The sequence below is a fragment of the uncultured Sulfitobacter sp. genome, from assembly GCF_964021855.1.
Taxonomy (GTDB): domain Bacteria; phylum Pseudomonadota; class Alphaproteobacteria; order Rhodobacterales; family Rhodobacteraceae; genus Sulfitobacter.
In genome coordinates this window covers 1-19984 of record NZ_CAXHZD010000004.1, presented here as the reverse complement: position 1 = coordinate 19984, position 19984 = coordinate 1, and the positions used below count along the sequence as shown (strand labels likewise).

Genomic DNA, 19984 nt, shown 5'->3' with positions numbered 1-19984 from the left:
GCCAAAATTCAATGGTTTGTCGATTTTTTTGATCTTTCATTTTGTGTCGTTCGCAGCCGGTTTTGACGCTGATTAGCGTCAATGCGCCATTAACCACATGTGACTTGTAAACAATATACAATTGATACAACCTAAGGGGCATCAAGGGATGGAGAATGGTCGACTTAAAGAACCCTGCAACGATCAGATCAGTTTTTGGTGATAATCTGCGGCTATTGTCCAAGGATCAGCCATCCATCACCGTGCTTGCCAGCGAACTTGGAATAAACAGAACCCAATTCAACCGCTACCTGTCCGGTCAAAGCTTTCCAAGGCCGGATATTCTGGCCCGTATTTGCGCATATTTCGATCTAGATGCGCGGATAATGCTGGAACCCTTGGACCAAATCATCAAGCGGCCCGCGCCTACCTTGGGCCACTATATGAACGACTTCCTCATGGCGGATACGACGGGCATCCCCGAAACCGTCTTTCCCAGTGGGTTTTACCGGTTCTCAAGGCGCAGTTTCATTGACCGTGATGTGTTCGTCATTGGCCTTGTCTATGTGTTTCGCAAGGGCGAGGCCACGTATCTGCGCGGCTACGAGACGGTGGAAGCCATGCGGATGCAATGCCTGCCCACCGCCCCCAAATACCGCGAATTCAGGGGCGCTGTCCTGCCGCAGGAGGAAGGGTTGGCGATCATCGCGGGCCGCAGGAACGCCATGACCTCGTCTTTCAACTATCTGGGGCGTGTCGCGTCTTTTGGGAATAACTTTTGGGTGGGCTATACCACGCGGACGATCCCCGAAGGCGCTGCCGGCATGCGCGTCACCCGTCTTGTCTATGAATATCTGTCGCAAGACACGCAAAGCGTGCTTCAAGCGGCGCGCAGCAAGGGCTTTCATGCGATACAGGACCTGGAAGTCTTCCATCAACGTTTGCTGCGCCCAGACGAGGATTTCACGTAAACTCACGCCCTTGCCATGTCGCAGCCGTGAAAAATAGGTCGCTAATTGCACGCTCAAACCCGCACATTGCCGCTACCCTTGACCCACCAGCAAGGAGAGCGTCATGAACATGCCCCATACCGATCTGAGCAAGGTGCGCCGCCCCATTGATCGGGCAAACGGCCTGAGCAACGCCCATTACATCGATCCCGCGCTTTTTGCAGAGGAACGCGAGGCCGTCCTGTTCAAAAACTGGTCCGGCCTTGCCACCGCATCGGATGTCCCCGCTGTTGGCGACGCTGTTCCGCTTGATTTTCTAGGCATGCCCCTGCTGGTGCTGCGGGATAAATCCGGCAAGGTTCGGGTTTTTCAAAACACCTGCAGGCATCGCGGCATGATCCTTGTCGATGCCCCGCGCAAGATCGAGGGGGCGATCCGCTGTCCCTACCACAGCTGGTGCTACAGCACCGAAGGGCGGCTTGTCTCTACACCGCATGTCGGCGGTCCGGGGCTGAATGTGCATCCCGGTATTGACCGTGATCTGCTGGGCCTTGTCGAAATCCGCAGCCATGTCTGGATGGATGTGGTCTGGATCAACATCTCGGGCACGGCACCCCCGTTTGAACAGGCCAATGCCGATCTAATCGCGCGGTGGGCAGAATTCGCCAAACCTCTGCATCATGGCGGGGCCGACAGCCGCTTTCAGCTGAGCGTAAATTGCAATTGGAAGCTGGCGGTCGAAAACTATTGCGAAAGCTATCACCTGCCGTGGGTGCATCCCGGCTTGAACAGCTATTCCCGGCTAGAGGACCATTATAACATTGAAATGGCGGGGAAATACTCGGGCCAAGGCACGCAGGTCTATCGCCAGCTTGCCGGTGACGATGGGCAAAAATTCCCCGACTTCGCCGGGCTTTCCGACAAATGGGACACGGCGGCGGAATATGTGACCGCCTATCCCAACGTTCTGCTGGGCGTGCACCGCGATCATACATTCGCAATCATTCTGGTACCGGAAGGCCCCGAAAAAACTACCGAAAACATCCATCTATACTATGCAGCGGCCACGACCGACCCCGACCTGCGGGCGCGCAATACCGATCAATGGAAACAAGTGTTCGAGGAAGACATCTTTGTCGTCGAAGGGATGCAGTGCGGGCGTCATGCGGTTCAATTCGACGGCGGGCGGTTTTCCCCCGCGATGGATGGCCCCACGCATATGTTTCATGACTGGGTCGCGTCCCAGCTTGAAAACCACCGCGCGGTGTCATGCGCGATCTGAACGACCGGCTGCTGGCGGCCCATAAGGCCTGCGATCACGCCGCATTGGTTAGCCTCTACAGGACCGCTGCGGCGCGCACCGATGATCCTGACGCTGCCGGTTTCTATTTAACCCATGCCTATGTTTTTGCGTTGGAAACCGACCATCAAGACACATCGGCCTTGCGCGCCGAACTGGTGGCCCAAGGGCGTGAAACCCCGCTTTAACGGATCACGGCCGACGTCTTTGCGGCCAATGGGTCGCCTCGTGCCAATGCTGCGCCAGCCTGAGCAGTTGCGCATCGCTGCCCGGCCGCCCGATCAGTTGCAACCCGCCAGGCAAGCCGTCATGGCCAAACCCCGCGGGCACATTCACAACCGGCAACCCGATCAAACTGGCAGGCACCACCACCTGCATCCAGCGGTGATAGGTATCCATGCGCTGTCCGGCAATCTCGGTGGGATGGGCATCCTCCACCGCAAAGGGCCACAGCTGCGCCGACGGCAGAAACAAGACGTCCACCGTATCATACAGATCAACCGCCGCACGATACCACGCCGACCGAACCTCGCTGGCGCGCTGCACGTCCCGCGCGCTCAACGCCAGCCCACGCTCAATCTCCCACAGGGCGGCAGGTTTCAAATGTGGCCGCTCATCCGCGTTTTCAAAATGCGCGCCCAACCCGCCAGCCACAGCAAAGGACCGAAGCGTAATCCAGGCCTCCCACATGGCCGCGGCATCAAAGGGCGGTGCCACATCGGTTACCGCATGCCCCAAATCGGCAAACTGCCCCAACGCAGCCTCGCTGAGTTCCGTGATCCCATCCTCATAGGAAAAGGCACCACCCCAATCGCCCAACCACCCGATCTTTAAACCCGCCGCCGGCCCGCCCATCTGGGGCAAGGTGGCGTCTGGGGTGGTCCCTAATGGCTGTCGCGGATCTGCGCCCGTCATCGTGTCCAGCAAGGCTGCCAAATCCCGCGGGGTCCGCGCCATCGGCCCGGCGGTGGACAGTTGGTGCAGGAACATATCGCCCTCAGGCTCCCCCGGCACGGTGCCCCAACTGGGCCGCATCCCATAGACGTTGTTCCACCCCGCAGGGTTGCGCAAACTGCCCATCATGTCTGACCCGTCAGCCACGCTGACCATTCCGCAAGCCAAAGCCGCCGCAGCGCCGCCCGATGATCCCCCAGCGGATTTCGCCAGATCATAGGGGTTGCAGGTCGCGCCATGCACAGGGTTGAACGTGTGACTTCCAAGACCAAATTCCGGGGTGTTGGTCTTGCCGATGATGATGGCCCCGGCGGCGCGCAATCGCCCGACAACAACACTGTCTTTCTGCGCTACGGTCCCCGCGAACAAGGGCGACCCCATCGAGGTCGGCAATCCTTCAGCATCCGCCAGATCCTTGATCGCCATGGGAATCCCATGCAGCCAGCCGCTGCGCGGGGCCGCATCTGCTGCCCGCGCCTCTTCCATCAACGTCTCAGCACTGCGCAGCGACACAATCGCGTTGACCTGACGGTTCACCGCCTCGATCCGCGCCAAGGTGGCTTCCATCAACGCCTCGGCGGTCAGGCTGCCCTCGGCCAAGGCCTCGGATTGCGCCAACGCCCCCATGTTTAAAATGTCCAAGCCAACTGCCCCCCTGCTTTTGCGCCATCAGACGCCCACAGCCACGCAGACGCAAGCCCCCGCAGGGACCTGCCCTTCGGCTTCTCTGGCTCTTAAATATCCCGGGGGTGGCCGCAAGGCCGGGGGCAGCGCCCCCTCGCCGCTTAGCTGGCTTGCGCTTCGGCCCGGCTTTTACCCGACACGGCCAAGGCCAATGCGGCCCCCATCAACCCGTCCAGATCGCCGTCCAAAACACCTTTGGTATCGGATGTCTCGTAATTCGTGCGCAGGTCTTTGACCATTTGATAGGGTTGCAAGACATAGGACCGGATCTGGTTGCCCCACCCCGCATCGCCCTTGTTTTCATGGGCTTCGTTGATCGCAGCGTTGCGGCGGTCCAGCTCCATCTGGTACAAGCGCGATTTCAGCGCCTTCATGGCGATGTCACGGTTCTGGTGCTGGGATTTCTCGGAGCTGGTGACCACGATCCCAGTGGGATGGTGGGTGATGCGCACGGCCGAATCCGTGGTGTTCACGTGCTGACCGCCCGCGCCCGAGGACCGATAGGTATCGATGCGGATGTCGCTGGGGTTCACGTCAATCTCGATGTTGTCGTCCACCACGGGATAGACCCAGATCGAACTAAACGATGTATGGCGCTTGGCCGCCGAATCAAACGGGCTGATCCGCACCAGACGGTGCACACCGGATTCCGATTTCAGCCAGCCATAGGCGTTCAAACCGCTGATCTTGTAGGTCGCCGATTTAATACCGGCTTCTTCGCCGGGGCTCTCGGACTGTAGTTCAACCTTATAGCCCTTTTTCTCGGCCCAGCGGACATACATCCGCGCCAGAATATTGGCCCAGTCGCAGCTTTCTGTACCGCCCGCCCCTGCGTTGATCTCAAGGAAGGTATCATTGCTGTCCGCCTCGCCGTTCAGCAGCGCCTCAAGCTCTTTTTGCGCGGCGGTTTCTGCGAGCGCCTTAAGCGCGGCTTCGGCCTCGGCGACGACTTCGGCGTCGTCTTCAATTTCGCCCATCTCGATCAGCTCGACATTATCGGCAAGCTCTTGCTTGATGCCGTCATAGGTCGCCATGGAATCCACCAAGGCCTGCCGTTCACGCATCAGCTTTTGCGCGGCGTCGGGATCATCCCACAGATTGGGGTCTTCGACGCGGGCATTGAATTCTTCCAGGCGGTAAGGTGCCGTTTCGACGTTCAAACGCTGTGCCAACAGCTCCAGCGACTTGCTGATCTGATCTGCTGTATTTTGTGCCTCTGCGCGCATCGTTTGTGCCCTTTAAATTAACTGCGGCCCCGAAATGCCGGGGCCGCGTATGAGATAGACCAGCCGTGCTGCATGGGCAAGCGTTTGGCGATGGGATCGCTAGTAAAGCCCGCCGGAACTGATCGTGCCAAAGCTGGCTTTGGGACCGACCACGGCCTTTTTGCCGGTTGATGTTGTGACCGAACGGCCGCCACCATTGCTGATTTCTTCAAACAGCGGCAGGTCCGACCCCATGGCAAAGCCGCCATCGAAGGTGATACCGAAGATCGGCAATTCGCCATCTCGGAAGTATTCCGCAACCACATTCGGCCCGCTTGCATCATCGGGCAGGCGCGCACCGGTGAAACGATCGATGTTGATGAAATTACCGCCCGGAGGCACCTCAAAAGCGCCGCCGCCGTATTTCTTGATGGCTTCGCTCATGAAGCGTTGGAACACCGGGCCACACATGCCGGCACCATAGGCGCGTTTCCCCAAGGATCGTGGGTTGTCGAAACCGATATAACAGCCCGCCACGATATTGCTGGAAAAGCCCACAAACCAAACATCTTTGGCATCATTTGTTGTGCCTGTTTTGCCTGCAATCGGCACTGGCAGCTTAATCGACCCGCTGGCAGTCCCACGGTCCACAACCCCCTTCATCATCGAGGTCAGCTGATAGGCTGTGATCGGGTCCATCACCCGTTCGCGGTTCGAGATAATGCGCGGGGCAACGCCGGGATCAAGGCTGGCCAATTGGCAATCATTACAAATGCGCTGATCATGTTTATAGACGGTGCGGCCATAGCGGTCTTGCACGCGGTCCACGAGGGTTGGGGCCACCCGTTCACCGCCATTGGCGAACATCGCATAGGCCGACACCATCTGGTACAGCGTGGTTTCCTGTGATCCCAAGGCGTTGGCCAAAACCGGCGACAGGCTGTCATAGACACCGAACCGTTCGGCATAATCGCCGACAACGTCCATGCCGACCTCTTGCGCCAAACGGATGGTCATCAGGTTCCGCGATTGTTCGATACCCGTGCGCAGTGGCGTGGGGCCGTAGAACTTGTTCGACGAATTGCGTGGCCGCCACATGCCTTGGGGTGTGTTAATTTCGATCGGGGCATCGACCACGATGGTCGCGGGGGTATAGCCGCTGTCCAGCGCCGCCGCATAGACGAAAGGCTTAAAGCTGGAACCGGGTTGGCGTTTCGCTTGGGTGGCGCGGTTGAACACCGACGCCTGATACGAGAACCCGCCCTGCATGGCGATCACGCGGCCGGTATTTACGTCCATCGCGACAAAACCGCCCTGCACTTCGGGAATTTGGCGCAGGGTCCAGCGGATAAACGACCCGTCATCGTCCGATGTCATGCGGCGCACCAGCACCACATCGCCGACCTCTAGCAGATCGCCCGCAACCTTTGCTTTGCCGGCCAATTTACCGTCGCTTAGCTGTTTACGCGCCCATTGCACGTCCTTGGCGGTGATAAAGTGGCCTTCGGCGGTCTCGTCCACACCTTCAATACCGATCCGCGCATCGCTGTTGCCTACGTTCAGGACAACGGCAGGATACCACGGGTTTTCCAGCACGACGTCGCGCGACACCCGTATGTTTGCCAACGCCTCGCGCCATGTTGCCTCGTCGGTCAACTGATCGGCGGGGATCGTCTTGCCCGTGCCGCGCCAGATGCCGACGCCGCGGTCGTATTCCTCCAGCTGCTGCTGCAAGGCCTGCGCCGCGATGGGCTGCATTTCGTTGTCGATGGTGGCGCGCACGGTCAAACCGCCGGTGAAAAACTCGCCCTCGCCAAAGTTCTCGGACAGTTGGCGGCGGATTTCATCGGTAAAGTAATCGCGCGGCGGCAGTTCGGCCTTAAAGCTTTCAAAGTCGCCATTTTGAACCGACCGTAACGGCTGTGCGACCTCGGTTTCATAGACAGCTTGGGTGATATAGCCGTTTTCCTTCATCTCGCGCAGCACGAAATTCCGGCGCTGCATCAGTCGATCCTTGCGGCGCACCGGATGGTAATCCGACGGGGCCTTGGGCAAGGACGCCAGAAATGCCGCCTCGTGCGGGGCCAGTTCGCTGAGCGTTTTGTTGAAATAGGTCTGCGAGGCGGCGGCAACCCCGTATGAATTCTGACCCAGAAAAATCTCGTTCAGGTAAAGCTCAAGGATTTTTTCCTTGGGCAGGGTTTCCTCAAGCCGGGCGGCAAGGATGATTTCCTTGATCTTGCGTTCGGCACGGCGGTCGCCCGACAGCAAAAAGTTCTTCATCACCTGTTGGGTGATGGTCGACGCCCCGCGCACGTCCTTGCCGCGCGTGCGCACTGCATCCACCGCAGCGGCACCAATGCCGCGCAAATCATACCCTTCGTGGGTGTAAAAATTCTTGTCTTCTGCGGAAATAAACGCCTGCTTGATCAGCGGCGGGATCGTATCGGCGGGGGCAAACAGACGCCGTTCCTTGGCGAATTCATCAATCAAACGTCCCTGACCGGAATAAATCCGACTGATGGTCGGCGGCGTATATTGTGCAAGGGATTCGTGGCTGGGCAGGTCACGCCCATACATCCAAAATACCGCCCCGACGGTCAAAACAACCATGCCGATGCCCATGGTGAGGGTGGTGAAAATACCCCCAAAGAAGGATAGGATTAAACGAAACACGTGTGGCAGTCCCTTGCAAGGCTGTTGGTTAACCCGTCTATACGCGGGGGAATTGGAATCGTCAAAACACGATGCGGTGGGCGTTTGGCGATAACCCGCGCAGGCGTTACGCGGGTATCACACCAAGGGTTACTGCCGGATCAACGGCTTAAGGGCTGCATCCTGATCGCGCCATTTTTTGATCGCGTCGGCAATCGCCGCCACCATCACCGCCCGCCAGACCGGATCGCGCAGATTGTTCATGTCACGGTCGTTGCTTAGAAACCCGACCTCGATCAAAACCGACGGAATATCGGCTGATTTCAGCACCGAAAACCCCGCATTTCGCAACGGGCGGCTGTTCATCGGCCCGCCTGCGGCCTTCATCCCTGCCACCAGCGTTTTCGCCGCCGCGACCGACCGTGGTTCGGTTTCCTGCCGTGCCAGATCCAATAAAATGCCCGCGACCTGATCATCCGATCCGGTCAGATCAGCCCCGGCGATAATGTCAGACCGGTTGTGGCGCGCGGCCAGATGTTCGGTGGCGGTATCGCTGGCCTCCTCCGACAGGGTATAGACCGTGGCCCCTTTTGCGCCGCCCTGTTGCAGGCTGTCGGCGTGCAGCGAGATGAACAAATCGCCTTCGGCCTGATGCGCGATCGCGACGCGGGTTTCGAGTGCCACAAACATATCCGTCTCGCGGGTCATCATCACGTCGATACCGTCCCGTTTCAACGTGTCGCGCAACGCGTGGGCAATGGCCAGCATCAGGTCTTTCTCAAGGATGCCATCGTTTTCGGCCCCCGGATCAACGCCGCCGTGGCCCGGATCAAGAATGACCAGAAACCGGTCTTCGCCTTGCGGCTTGGCGGGTTTGGGGGGTGCCGCCAGCGCCAATGTCCACGCGGGATCAGTCGGCGCGCCGGCAGCAGCGGCAAATTCGCTAGGCTCAACAGGCTTTAGCGTGATCTCAAGCGTGGCTTTGCCCGATCCGCTGTCCACCGGCATCCCAATCTCACGCGGGAGCATCGGTTTGGCCAGATCAGCCACCAGCCGCGACCAACCGGGCTGAAACGGACCAAAGCGTAAATCACTGATATTGCCCGGTTCTGCCAGCAAATCAGCGGTTTTAACGCCCGACCAATCCGCCTCGCGAAAATCCACAACCAGCCGGGCGGGATCATCCAGCAGGAACACCCGAAACGGCACCCCTTGGCTTAGGTGCAGCGTCAGGGTGGTGCTGCCAAACCAACGATCCGAAATCTCGCTTGGGCCGGGATCAACGCGGGCCAGCGCCGTCAGCTCTTGGGCCGATACCGGATGTGCAAACGCCAAAAGCGTCGCCAATAATGGGAAAAACCGCATGCCTGTCACCGTTCTGATCGTGGTGTTTGCGGGCAATCTATCACCTGCGCACCCGCGCGACCAGCCTTTCAGCGCGCCGCCATATAGGCCTTGAGCCGCGCGATGCCTTCGTCGATGTCCGCCGTGCTGCGGGCATAGGAAAACCGCAAGGTTTGGTGCCCGCGAATGGGGTCAAAATCCAAGCCCGGCGTGACGGCCACCCCTGCCCGATCAAGGATATCGCGCGCCAGGACACGGCTGTCATCGGTGATACCGGACACATCGGCATAAACGTAGAACGCCCCGTCAGGTGGCGCAAAGCTGGTGAAGCCCGCGGCACGCAAGCCGTCGATCATCAGCGTCCGGTTGGCGCGGTACACATCCATGTTGGCCTGCAATTCATCCTCACATTCCATCGCGGCAAGGGCCGCAACCTGACTGGCGTGGGGCGCGCAGATAAACATGTTCTGCGCAATACGTTCGACCACGCGCACGTGGTCTTCGGGGACAACCATCCAGCCAACCCGCCAGCCGGTCATGGAAAAATACTTGGAAAACGAATTGATCACATAGGCATCATTGGTGATCTCAAGCGCGGTAACGGCTTTTTTCTCGTATTCGATGCCATGGTAAATCTCGTCTGAGATAAACGACGCCCCCTGCCCCTGGGTCGCCTCGATCAGCGCCTTCATTGACGGATGATCGAGCATTGTTCCGGTCGGGTTTCCGGGTGACGCAACCAACAGCCCCTTCAGGTCCATGCCTGCGAAATCGGCTGGAACAGGCTGATAGCGGTTGTCGGGCGATGTCGGCAAATCGACGGGCTCCAGCGCCAGCGCCCTAAGGATCTGCCGGTAGCTAGGATACCCCGGCGCGCCGATGCCGACCTTGTCGCCGGTGTCAAAAAGCGCGGTAAAGGCAAGGATGAACCCGCCCGACGACCCCGAGGTGATCACCACGCGGTTCGGGTCCAGATCGACATTGTACCAGTCGCCGTACATCTGCGCGATGCGTGCCCTCAAGGCTGGCAGGCCCAAGGCAACCGTATAGCCCAAGGAGCCCTGCTCCATCGCCCGCGCCAGTGCCGCAGTGGCACCGGACGGCGCGCCCGTGCCGGGTTGCCCAACTTCCATGTGAATAATGTGACGGCCAGCGGCCTCGGCGGCCGATGCGGCTTGCATCACGTCCATCACGATAAAGGGATCGACCTGAGAACGGGTTGAAATGCGCATGGGCTTAATCCTAAACTTGGGGCAATGACCTTTCACCGCACCGCGTTGGTGCCGTCAACCCTTGTGCGATGGCCGAAAATCGCGCACCACCTGTGCCAAAGCCGCTCAAGGGCTGCGCAACAACAGTGAGTATTTCCAAGATGACCAAAGCGATCGCTTCTTCTCTTTTTTCCGGCGCAATGATGGCCCTGGCCCTTGGTGTGCCAGCGCAAGCCATGGACTTGACCGAATTGACCGACGCAGAGCGTGTGCAGTTCGGCGTCGAGGTGCGCGCCTATCTGATGGAAAACCCCCACGTGATCATGGAAGCCGTTAACCAGTTGCAGGCCAAAGAGGCCGAGGCGCAGGCCCAAGCGGATTTCAATCTGGTTTCCGACAATGCCGACGCAATTTTCAACGACGGCTATTCCTATGTGGGCGGCAACCCCGAGGGCGATATTACCATTGTCGAATTTATGGATTACCGCTGTGGCTATTGCAAAAAAGCGTTTTCGGAAGTTGAGAAACTGGTAAACGGTGACGGGAACATCCGCTTTATTGTCAAAGAGTTACCGATCTTGGGCGAGCAATCCATGGTCGCGTCTCGCTTTGCGATTGCCACCAAACTGGTCGCGGGCGACGAGGGTTACAAATCGATCCACGACGCGCTGATGAGCTTTAACGGGGATATCACGCCGACCTCGCTGGGCCGCTTGGCCAAAAGCTTTGATCTGGACGCAGATGCCATCACCGAAAAGATGGACAGTGCCGAAGTGACCGCCGAGATCGCCGAAACCCGCGCCTTGGCGCAGGTGCTTTCAATCTCGGGCACGCCCACATTCGTCATGCAAGACGAGCTGCTGCGCGGTTATCTGCCTTATGATCAGATGAAAGCCATCATGGAAGAAAAGCGCGGCTAAAGACGGCCTTGGCCTGCGTGGCCGCCTTGGTGGATGCGCAGGTTTATTACTATTAATTAGATGCTTACAGGCTGTACTTAAGGCGTTACATTAGGCAATGCGGCCACCCCATCACAAGAACCGCTGATGATAGCGGACCATCCGCGCAAAATGGGCGTCCAGCGACCGTTTCAGATGCGGGGCCTCTTTCACTGTCAGGATATAATCAACCAGCAGATCATATTGCTTGATCTGACGCGGCAACCGGTTTGACGGGATCAGGCGCGATTGCCGCTCCTCTTCCTCGATTACTTGGGCGATCTGTTTTTCCGGCCAGTTCACCGTACCCTCGCCCGGCACCATGGCCTTGCCATTCATCAAGGGCAGCTCGGCATCGTAATGCGCAAAAATTGCGCGCTCTAACGGTTCAACCTCTGCCTTGCTATCCACGGGCCACGCCCAGACATAGGCGATCTCCCACACATCAATCTGACGGTTGGCAATCACATCTGACCGGGCCGAGGTCAAATGCCTGCGCACCCGCGTGCGAATGCCGTCGACCGATTGGCCCACATAAATCGGCTGCTGGTCCAGATCACACAGGGCATAGACACCGATTTGATTGGTCAGCGCGCTGAGCGCCCGACCGCGAAAGCTTTGCGCGGTGGTCATGCCACCGCTTCCAAACTGCGCCGTGCGAGGATCGGCGCAAATAGCGCGTGGTCAAGGTATCGCACCACAGGCACGGCCACGCCATCGCCCGCCACGCGGTAAGCGTTGTTGTATGTGTCAGGCATCCGGTAGCTGTCTGCCAGCCCCATCAGCCGCGCGACCTCTCGCGAGGAAACAAGGCGCGCACGGGTACTATTGCCCTTAATAAACAACAGGATTTGCCGTGATGATCCGCCCGCAGGTGTGCGCAAGCAGCCCGCCAGCCCGTCTGTGCGCAGCTCTGCCCGTTGGCGCACATTGCCGTCGGCGTCTGGCCGTCCGCGCTTGTAGATCGTACCGACCACGGTCCGCCCCGCCTTGCGGGCAACGCGCAAACGCTCAAGGCTTGGGGGCGACATCAGGGTCATAAGGCGGTCTGTGTCAGCCTCGGAAAACCACGGCATCGACGCGCGTTTTTCCAGCACATCATCCAACGCGTGATCGGCAGCGGGCGCATCGTCCAGCTTCCACCACACCCAGTTTGACCGCACGGGCCGCGTCGCCGCGCCCAGAAATTTTTGCAGTTTTTTGCCGTGAAACGCATGCGACGGTTTGGGCACCGTCAGGCCGGTAATATCAATGTCGTTGCGCACACAAACCACAAACAACCGTGGGCGGCTTTGCGGCAGGAAACGCCGTGCATCAATCTCGAGCGCGCCAACCTTGTAACCAAGGCCGACAAAGGTCGCGAGGACGGTGTTCAGATCCGCGCCACCGTTGCGCGATACCAGCCCGACCACGTTTTCAAAGGCAATAATACGCGGGGCAAAACCGGCCTTGATCGCCGTGGTGATCTTTTCCGCCCAATGGGAAAATACGCCGCTGCGTGCGCCCGACAGCCCGCGCCCCTTGCCGGCAAGGCTGAAGTCCTGACAGGGGCTGGACGCCCAATAAAGGTCGATCTGTTGGCGTAAAACCGCATCATCAAGGGCCGCAATATCGCATTCATGCAGCCCTTGGGTGCCCCAGTTCTGCCCGTAGACCTTGCATTTCATCGCATCGATGTCATTGGCCAGCACGCAATCCCAACGGTCTTGCAATGCAGCACGCACCATCCCGCCGCCGCAGAAAAATTCAGCGTATTTCGGGGGATGATCGGGATTTTCGGCCATAGCTATTAGTATGAAATGCGGTTTTGCGTGTCGATGGCTAAATCACCATCCGAGGCGCGCCGCATCACTCTGCTGCTTGCTTTTCGGCCTCGATCACGGCGGCGCGGGCTTCGACCTGTTCGACAATATGTTCGATCATGCCTTCATTGCCCAGCTTGTGGCTTTGCTTGCCCGCCAGATAAACCATCCCAGATCCGTTGCCGCCACCGGTAAAGCCGACATCGGTCATCAGCGCCTCTCCGGGGCCATTCACCACGCAGCCGATGATGCTTAGGCTCATCGGGGTTTTGATATGCTCAAGCCGTTTTTCCAGCGCCTCAACGGTTTTGATCACGTCAAACCCCTGCCGCGCGCAGGACGGGCAGCTGATAATGTTCACACCGCGATGGCGCAGGCCAAGGGATTTGAGGATTTCAAAGCCCATTTTGACTTCTTCCACCGGATCGGCAGACAGGCTGACGCGGATCGTGTCGCCAATACCCATCCACAGCAAGTTGCCCATGCCAATCGCAGATTTGACGGTGCCGCTGATCAGCCCGCCTGCCTCGGTAATACCAAGGTGGATCGGCGCGTCGGTGGCTTCGGCCAGCTGTTGATAGGCGGCGGCGGCCATGAACACGTCAGAGGCTTTGCAGCTGATCTTGAACTCGTGGAAATCATTGTCTTGCAGGATCTTGATGTGATCCAAGCCACTTTCGACCATCGCATCGGGGCAAGGTTCGCCGTATTTCTCAAGCAGATCGCGTTCCAGCGATCCTGCGTTGACACCAATCCGAATGGAACAGTTGTGGTCGCGGGCGGCTTTGATCACTTCCTTAACGCGCTTTTCGTCGCCGATGTTGCCGGGGTTAATCCGCAGACAGGCGGCCCCCGCTTCGGCGGCTTCGATCCCGCGTTTATAGTGGAAGTGGATGTCGGCCACGATGGGCACCGATACTTCGCGCACGATCTCTTTGAGCGCCTTCGACGATGCCTCGTCCGGGACGGACACGCGTACAATGTCGGCACCCGCTTCTGCGGCTGCTTGGATCTGCGCAATGGTGCCTTTGATGTCGGTCGTCAACGTGTTCGTCATGGTCTGCACCGAAATCGGCGCGTCGCCACCCACGGGCACGTTACCAACCATGATCTGACGGGATTTCCGGCGGTAAATATTTCGCCAAGGACGGATGTGATTCAGCGACATGGACAGCACCTTTGGCAATAGATCAGCGTTGCCCGCAACCTATGCAGCCGCAGCCCCGCTTGCAATGGCAAGTGGCCTATTCTGTCGGGCTTGTTGTCGCGGCGTTTTGAAGTTCGGCAACCATTGTCGCAAGGGCCGAGTTTTCTTCGAGCAAGGCCGGTTGATACAGATCGTCGACGGCCTGACGCTGCAACGGCAGGTTCGACGTCACAGTGCCGCGATCGCCAACGGGGCCGTAATACTGACCATCCATGGCAAAATACAACGCACCGGATTCGCCGGTGCGCAACATGGGCGGTTCCTGCGTTGCAGGCACGTCCCAGCTGTCGCCCTTGTTCATGATCCCTTCAAAGATCACCTTGCCATCTGCGGCGCGAATGCGAACCCAAGATGGGTACGCGGCAACCAAACGCAACTCGGGTGCCGCATCTTCGACAACCTGTGGCATTGCGAAATCAACGAAAGAAGGATCAGCCGTGGCACCAGTCGACGGGATGCCGGCAATCACTTGATCGTTCATCGCGGGCGGTACAAAGCTGCCAACGGTGTGCGGGTCAATCGATGCAATCGGCGCGTCACGTGCGATCAGTACCGGTACATCAAGGGCCGCAGGACGGTACAGACGGTCAAGCGCATCGGTACGCGGCACGGTCAAATCCTGCGCCACGACAACGTTAGACGATGTTTGCGGCGCGGGGCTCAGCGCCCCTTCCAACGGGTCAAGGTCGGACAACACCACGGGTGTTTCATCAACCGGCGTCACCTGCACGCGTTGCACTTCTTTCAGCACGCTCCAGCCGCCAAAGCCGATTGTGCCGATCAACGCGACCAGCACCAGCACAGACCCCAACGCACCCGGTTCAATCCGGCTAAGCAGGCTGTCGCCCATGGGGGTAAAGGGAGTGGCGGGACGGTTGAAAATATCGCTTTCCGCTTTGCGCATCAGACGCTCTTCGCGGGGCGTCTTTTTGATTACGGACGCCTTGTCGGACATACCATGCGCAACTGAAAAGCCGGACTCAGCACAAAAAGACGCGAAGGCCTCGTCGGGGTCCATGTTCAGATAGCGCGCGTAAGACCGGACATATCCGGCAATAAAACCGGGCGTGTCAAACGCATCAGGATCAGCATTTTCGATGGCAGCAATATAGGACGCTTTGATCCGCAATTCGCGTTGGACATCAAGCAGGGATTTGCCCATCGTCGCCCGCTCACCGCGCATCAAGTCACCTAGGCGCAACTCATACGCGTCGAAGCCGCGGGCTTCAACTTGCTCGTCCTCATTTGCCCTGGAGACCCAACGCCCGATCATACCTACGTCCCGTCGTTTTCGTGCCTGCTCCACTTTCTCGGGCCGTTTTCACGATTCGAGATGTGTTGTTTCTTGCGTTATCCTTAACACAAATCAACGGGCTACGAAGAAAAAACGTATTTATCCGGCTAACTCGGCACGATTCAGCGCACAATGCGACCACAAACCGTCCATTGCATGAACAAGACCGTCCATTTCGCGCGGGCCATGAACTGGCGACGGGGTAAAGCGCAAACGCTCGGTCCCGCGGGGCACAGTTGGGAAGTTGATCGGCTGCACATAGATGCCGTGCTGCTCTAGCAGCATATCCGACAGGATCTTGGTGTGCACAGGGTTGCCGACGATCACCGGCACGATGTGGCTGCCGTGATCAATGATCGGCAGGCCCAACCCTTTCAGACGTAGTTTCAGTATCTTGGCCTGCTGCTGGTGCTTTTCGCGCAGCTCTGGCGCGGTCTTCAGATAGGCGACAGATGCCGCCGCCCCTGCGGCCACAGCGGGCGGCAATGACGTGGTAAAGATAAAGCCCGGCGCATAGGAACGGATCGCGTCGCACATTTTCTCGGACGCGGCGATATAGCCGCCCATGACACCGTATGCCTTGGCCAAAGTACCGTTGATGATGTCCAGACGGTGCATCAGGTTGTCACGTTCTGCCACACCGCCACCGCGTGGGCCATACATGCCCACAGCGTGCACTTCGTCGATGTAAGTCAGCGCGCCAACCTCATCCGCAAGGTCGCAAATTTCCTCGATCGGGCCAAAATCGCCATCCATCGAGTAAATTGATTCAAAAGCAATCAACTTTGGTGCGGCAGGATCGTCCGCCGCGATCAATTCGCGCAGGTGATCGACATCGTTGTGGCGGAAAATGCGTTTCGCCCCACCGTTGCGGCGCACACCTTCGATCATCGAGGCATGGTTTAACGCATCGGAATAGATGATCAGGCCCGGGAAAAGCTTGGGCAACGTGCTGAGGGTCGCGTCATTGGCGATATAGGCGCTGGTGAACAGCAAAGCCGCTTCCTTGTGGTGAAGATCGGCGATCTCGGCCTCAAGACGTTTGTGGTAAATGGTGGTGCCGGAAATATTGCGCGTGCCGCCAGACCCTGCCCCAGTGTTTTCTAGCGCTTCGTGCATGGCTTGCAGAACGATAGGGTTTTGCCCCATCCCAAGATAGTCATTGCCACACCAAACAGTGATGTCTTTTTTCTCGCCATCGGGCTGCGTCCACTCGGCGTGCGGGAAGTGCCCGTTGCGGCGTTCGATATCAATAAAGGTGCGATAGCGCCCTTCCTCGTGCAGACGATCAATCGCCTGTTCAAGCTGTTTGGTGTAATCCATCGCGCCTTCCTCCTAACACTCGACCGGGCCTTAAAGGCGAAGGACCCAATCGCCATATTCGTGTTTTAGAATGAATACAGTTCTAACACTTTTGTTTCAATGCCTTAATCTGTCCCAATTGTCGCAGGTATTCGTTTAGGCCTTTTCCTATGGCCTTCCTATGCCCCTTGTCCTTGCATGGGTTGATCGAAATCAAGTTAACGTGGATAGAATTAGGTCGGCGAATGACGTTGATTTAGCGCCATCGCGCCAAAATCAACCCAAGACTGATGGTAAACAGCGCCATTATCCAAGGAATCAGGCTCGGGCCGTACCCGAACCGGCCGCGCAATTTATTCCCGCTCTGCTATCCGTCACATACGCGCAGGCCCATGCAACGACCCTGCCCCCCCTAGACACTGCGCGGCGCGCTGGTACGGTCTCGGCAAACTCCATGGATATGAAAGGTTTCTCCCATGCCGTTAAGTGATGTTCTGACCCAGATCGACAGCAATCTGGATGCCGCGACCGACCGTCTGTTCGAACTGCTACGCATCCCGTCGATCTCTACCGACCCAGCGTACAAGGCCGATTGTGACCGTGCCGCTGACTGGCTGGTTGATGATTTGAACGCCATCGGTATCACCACGACCAAGCGCGCGACCCCCGGTCACCCGATGGTTGTGGGCCATGTGGACGGGCCAGCGGACAGGCCTCACATCCTGTTTTACGGCCATTACGACGTGCAACCCGTTGACCCGCTTGAACTGTGGAACCGTGACCCCTTTGACCCCGCGATTGAGGACACAGCAAAGGGTCGCGTGATCCGGGCGCGCGGTGCGGCGGATGACAAGGGCCAGCTGATGACCATCATCGAGGCCCTGCGCGCATGGAAGGCCGTTAACGGCGATTTCCCCTGCCGCATCACGATGTTCCTTGAGGGTGAGGAAGAATCAGGTTCCCCCTCGCTGATCCCTTTCATGCAGGAAAACGCGGCGGAACTGTCAGCCGATTATGCGATGATCTGCGACACGACCTTGTTCCAATCAAAAGTGCCGGCCATCGTCACCATGCTACGCGGGTTGCTGGGCGAGGAGATTACCATCACCGGCCCTGATCGGGACCTGCATTCGGGCATGTATGGCGGTATCTCGACCAACCCTGCGCGGGTGCTGGCGAAAATCATCGCGTCGCTGCATGACGACACCGGCCGCATCACGGTGCCCGGCTTCTATGACGGCGTGCCCGAACTGCCCGATGATATTCAGGCGCAGTGGCAGGGCCTTGCCTTTGACCACGCGACATTCCTGGGCGATGTGGGCCTGTCACAGCCCGCAGGCGAACAAGACCGCATGCCGATTGAAATGCTCTGGTCGCGCCCCACCTGCGAGGTCAACGGCATGTGGAGCGGCTATACCGGCGCGGGGTTCAAAACCGTGCTGCCGTCGCAAGCCCATGCGAAAATCAGCTTTCGTCTGGTCGGCGACCAAGACCCCATCGCCATCCGCGAGAGTTTCCGCAAAATGGTGACCGACATGCTGCCCGTCGACTGCAAGGTCAGCTTCAAAGACCACGGCACCAGCGGTGGATCGGTGTTCGAGACGACAAAACCCGCGTTCGAGAAAGCCCGCAACGCGCTGACCGAAGAATGGAACATCCCCGCCGCCTATATCGGCTGCGGCGGGTCGATCCCGATTGCGGGGCATTTTCAAGAGATCGTGGACACAACGCCCGTGCTGATCGGCTTTGGCAAAGACGACGACGCACTCCACTCCCCGAATGAGAAATACGACATGGAAAGTTTTCACAAGGGTATCCGCAGCTGGGCGCGGATTCTGGACGCTTTGACGTAAGAAGGATGCCTGGGGGCGGTGTGGTCGTTTTGTGCGCCGCCCCTATGCGATGCTGTGCGGATCACGGACGTCTTAGGAAGTTATTTTTTAGGCACAAACGCCTGCCCTGAAAACCAGATCAAAAGAGTGCCTGCCAATGCCACCAGCGCAAGGTACAGGCTTTCATCCTGAAAACGTGACGTGTCGAGCAAGCCAACAGCAACTGCGGCTTGTTCAAACATCATGCCGAATAAAGGGAGCAGTGAGATTGCAGCGGTATAGCCTTGCGCACCCGCAGTACTGACAGCCCAGAAGGCCAAGAACATTGACGGCGCTCTTAGCAGTACACCGACGATGACGCTGGACAGGATCAAAGGGGTGGTGATCTGGGTGAGGATTTCTTGGCCTTGCAATATCCGCAGGCATAGAAACATAGCGGCAGTAATGGCGAGGACGACACCGGTAAACCATGCACGACCCGACAAGGTCGCCATTTTATTTTCTGGGTGCTGCTCCGCGATGAGGTTCATTGCAGCAAGACACATCGCATTCAGCCCCATCAGGCCAAGAACGGTCAGTTGCAGGTCACTTTCAAGACGTCGGGCCATAACCGTCACAACGACCAGCAAGATTGCATGCCCGACCCAGGCAATGGCGGCAGGGCGCTGCTTGTGTAAAACCCATACGAAAACTGCGACGACCGGCAAGTTTAACGCACTGATAATGCCCGTCTCCAACACGCTGATGATGGCCAACACGGCTGTATAAAGCGCCGCGGACAGAACCCGCAGCGCGCCCAGAACCCAAGTGGATGGTCTGGCAAAGCTGCTTGCACCACCCGCGCCACGATAGCCGATCAGCAACAAGGTAAGACCGCCCGACACGAGCTGTAGAAAGCTGAACATCCACGGATCAAGATCGAAGTTAACAAGTAAAATGCGGCTGACCACGCTCAGGAGTGCCCACGATATGATTGCAGAAACAGTGATGGTGATGATCTGCATAAGGGACTTCTCTGATTTACTTTGACCGGACCCTCGCCGCATTACAGGTAAATGGCAAGATAGGCTCTGACCAGACATTCGATACCGTGAGTGAAAGGGAATTTTCTGCCGACCGAAGCTGGCCCACCCAAATGCGGAAACGCGGCCTATATCGCGCAGTACTTCGTTATATCGGCGGATATGAACTCCCCCCAAACGAAAAAGACCACCCGAGGGGTGGTCCGTTTCGTACCCAACGAGTGGGAAGATAGTGGCGCGGTTGACGGGGCTCGAACCCGCGACCCCCGGCGTGACAGGCCGGTACTCTAACCAACTGAGCTACA

16 protein-coding genes are annotated in these 19984 nt (G+C 58.3%); 5 read left to right on the top strand and 11 right to left on the bottom strand.

Annotated elements, in window-relative coordinates:
• Window positions 1-155: 155 nt before the first annotated feature.
• The 3 genes from AADJ11_RS13480 to AADJ11_RS13470 all read left to right on the top strand — a co-directional run bounded on the left by AADJ11_RS13480 (window position 156) and on the right by AADJ11_RS13470 (window position 2417).
• The gene (locus tag AADJ11_RS13480; protein WP_341235044.1) at window positions 156-950 is read left to right on the top strand and encodes a helix-turn-helix transcriptional regulator; all 795 of its coding nucleotides are present in this window, start codon (window positions 156-158) and stop codon (window positions 948-950) included.
• A gap of 103 nt (window positions 951-1053) precedes the next feature.
• A complete protein-coding gene (locus tag AADJ11_RS13475) occupies window positions 1054-2211 on the top strand; it encodes an aromatic ring-hydroxylating dioxygenase subunit alpha (RefSeq protein WP_341235043.1) in 1158 nt (385 codons plus the stop codon).
• Window positions 2199-2417 carry a hypothetical protein gene (locus tag AADJ11_RS13470; protein ID WP_341235042.1) on the top strand — a complete coding sequence of 73 codons (219 nt, stop codon included), beginning with the start codon at window positions 2199-2201 and terminating at the stop codon, window positions 2415-2417. The genes AADJ11_RS13475 and AADJ11_RS13470 overlap by 13 nt, the downstream gene beginning before the upstream one ends.
• Window positions 2418-2421: 4 nt before the next feature.
• On the opposite strand, the gene AADJ11_RS13465 is transcribed toward AADJ11_RS13470, so the two are convergent.
• From AADJ11_RS13465 to AADJ11_RS13445, 5 genes are all read right to left on the bottom strand, one after another.
• On the bottom strand, window positions 2422-3825 hold the full coding sequence (locus AADJ11_RS13465; RefSeq protein ID WP_341235041.1) for an amidase: 1404 nt from the start codon (window positions 3823-3825) through the stop codon (window positions 2422-2424).
• Window positions 3826-3968: 143 nt separating this feature from the next.
• A complete protein-coding gene (gene prfB / locus AADJ11_RS13460) occupies window positions 3969-5093 on the bottom strand; it encodes a peptide chain release factor 2 (RefSeq protein WP_341235040.1) in 1125 nt (374 codons plus the stop codon).
• Window positions 5094-5192: 99 nt separating this feature from the next.
• Entirely contained in the window at window positions 5193-7748 is a 2556-nt protein-coding gene (locus AADJ11_RS13455; RefSeq protein WP_341235039.1) for a penicillin-binding protein 1A, read from the bottom strand.
• 129 nt (window positions 7749-7877) lie between these two features.
• Window positions 7878-9092: an N-acetylmuramoyl-L-alanine amidase gene (locus tag AADJ11_RS13450; protein ID WP_341235038.1), complete on the bottom strand. Its 1215-nt coding sequence runs from the start codon at window positions 9090-9092 to the stop codon at window positions 7878-7880.
• Window positions 9093-9160: 68 nt separating this feature from the next.
• A complete protein-coding gene (locus AADJ11_RS13445; protein WP_341235037.1) occupies window positions 9161-10303 on the bottom strand; it encodes an aminotransferase class I/II-fold pyridoxal phosphate-dependent enzyme in 1143 nt (380 codons plus the stop codon).
• A gap of 140 nt (window positions 10304-10443) precedes the next feature.
• Between AADJ11_RS13445 and AADJ11_RS13440 the strand changes: the two genes are divergently transcribed.
• Window positions 10444-11202: a DsbA family protein gene (locus AADJ11_RS13440; RefSeq protein ID WP_341235036.1), complete on the top strand. Its 759-nt coding sequence runs from the start codon at window positions 10444-10446 to the stop codon at window positions 11200-11202.
• Between the two features lie 111 nt (window positions 11203-11313).
• Here the strand turns inward: AADJ11_RS13440 and AADJ11_RS13435 are convergent, their stop codons facing one another.
• From AADJ11_RS13435 to hemA, 5 genes are all read right to left on the bottom strand, one after another.
• On the bottom strand, window positions 11314-11853 hold the full coding sequence (locus tag AADJ11_RS13435; RefSeq protein ID WP_341235035.1) for a GIY-YIG nuclease family protein: 540 nt from the start codon (window positions 11851-11853) through the stop codon (window positions 11314-11316).
• Entirely contained in the window at window positions 11850-13004 is a 1155-nt protein-coding gene (locus AADJ11_RS13430) for a DNA cytosine methyltransferase (protein ID WP_341235034.1), read from the bottom strand. Before AADJ11_RS13430 ends, AADJ11_RS13435 begins: the two co-directional genes overlap by 4 nt.
• 64 nt (window positions 13005-13068) lie before the next feature.
• On the bottom strand, window positions 13069-14190 hold the full coding sequence (gene ispG, locus AADJ11_RS13425; RefSeq protein WP_341235033.1) for a flavodoxin-dependent (E)-4-hydroxy-3-methylbut-2-enyl-diphosphate synthase: 1122 nt from the start codon (window positions 14188-14190) through the stop codon (window positions 13069-13071).
• A gap of 76 nt (window positions 14191-14266) precedes the next feature.
• Complete coding sequence (locus AADJ11_RS13420; RefSeq protein ID WP_341235032.1) at window positions 14267-15502, bottom strand: RodZ domain-containing protein; 1236 nt, start codon at window positions 15500-15502, stop codon at window positions 14267-14269.
• Between the two features lie 120 nt (window positions 15503-15622).
• Window positions 15623-16846 carry a 5-aminolevulinate synthase gene (hemA, locus tag AADJ11_RS13415; protein ID WP_341235031.1) on the bottom strand — a complete coding sequence of 408 codons (1224 nt, stop codon included), beginning with the start codon at window positions 16844-16846 and terminating at the stop codon, window positions 15623-15625.
• 455 nt (window positions 16847-17301) lie between these two features.
• Between hemA and AADJ11_RS13410 the strand changes: the two genes are divergently transcribed.
• Window positions 17302-18678 (top strand): M20/M25/M40 family metallo-hydrolase, encoded by a 1377-nt coding sequence (locus AADJ11_RS13410; RefSeq protein ID WP_341235030.1) that lies wholly within the window; start codon window positions 17302-17304, stop codon window positions 18676-18678.
• An 80-nt stretch (window positions 18679-18758) separates the two neighbouring features.
• On the opposite strand, the gene AADJ11_RS13405 is transcribed toward AADJ11_RS13410, so the two are convergent.
• On the bottom strand, window positions 18759-19661 hold the full coding sequence (locus tag AADJ11_RS13405) for a hypothetical protein (RefSeq protein ID WP_341235029.1): 903 nt from the start codon (window positions 19659-19661) through the stop codon (window positions 18759-18761).
• Between the last annotated feature and the right edge of the window lie 323 nt (window positions 19662-19984).